The following is a 983-nucleotide window of genomic DNA, read 5'->3' as shown; positions in this document are numbered from 1 at the left end:
GACCTCCGGGGGTGGGGTGGAGCTGCTGAAGGCGACCACGTCCACCGTCCGGAGGTCCTCATGTCCCACGCTAATGCCGCGCTGACTCCACGCCACCGTCTCAAGCTGGCCCGCGCCGTCGTCGAGGACGGCTGGACCATCCGGTACGCCGCCGCGGTGTTCAACGTGTCTTGGCCCACGGCCAAACGGTGGGCCGACCGGTACCGGCACGGCGGCCCGGCAGCCATGGCCGATCGCAGCTCTCGCCCGCACCGGTGCCCGCGCCGAACCCCACGCCCGGTCGTGCGCAAGATCGTGCACCTGCGGTGGCACAAGCGGCTCGGCCCGGTGCAGATCGCCGACCGTCTGGGCCTGGCACCCTCGACCGTGCACGCGGTGCTGGTCCGTTGCCGCCTCAACCGGCTCTCGCACATCGACCGCGCCACCGGCGAAACGATCCGCCGCTACGAACACGACCGGCCCGGCGCACTCCTGCACGTGGACGTCAAGAAGCTCGGCAACATCCCCGACGGCGGCGGCTGGCGCTACGTCGGCCGCGTCCAGGGCAACCGCAACCGGGCAGCGACCCCCGGCAAGCCCCGCAACGCCCACCACAACCCAAAGCTCGGCACGGCGTTCGTGCACACCGTGCTCGATGACCACAGCCGCGTGGCCTACGCCGAGATCCACGACGACGAAACCGCCGCCACCGCAGTCGGCGTGCTACGCCGCGCGGTGGCCTGGTTCGCCGCCCGCGGCGTCACCATCCACCGAGTGCTCTCGGACAACGGGTCGGCCTACCGCTCCCACGCCTGGCGCGACGCCTGCCGCGAGCTGGACATCACACCCAAGCGGACCCGGCCCTACCGGCCGCAGACCAACGGCAAGATCGAACGCTTCCACCGCACCCTGGCCGACGGATGGGCCTTCGCCCGCATGTTCCCCAGCGAGCCAGCACGCCGCCGAGCCCTCCCGGCATGGCTACACGAGTACAACCACCACAG

General features: G+C 71.5%; 1 protein-coding gene. It reads left to right on the top strand.

The features are described from left to right. Positions 1-60: 60 nt before the first annotated feature. Positions 61-983, top strand: a 923-nt coding sequence (locus tag IEY37_RS21715) for an IS481 family transposase (RefSeq protein WP_188945032.1), incomplete at its 3' end; no start/stop codon positions are given.

Origin of the sequence: Nakamurella endophytica (assembly GCF_014646215.1) — a bacterium.
In the GTDB taxonomy this organism is placed as follows: domain Bacteria; phylum Actinomycetota; class Actinomycetes; order Mycobacteriales; family Nakamurellaceae; genus Nakamurella; species Nakamurella endophytica.
This window is presented reverse-complemented; position numbering and strand designations above follow the sequence as displayed.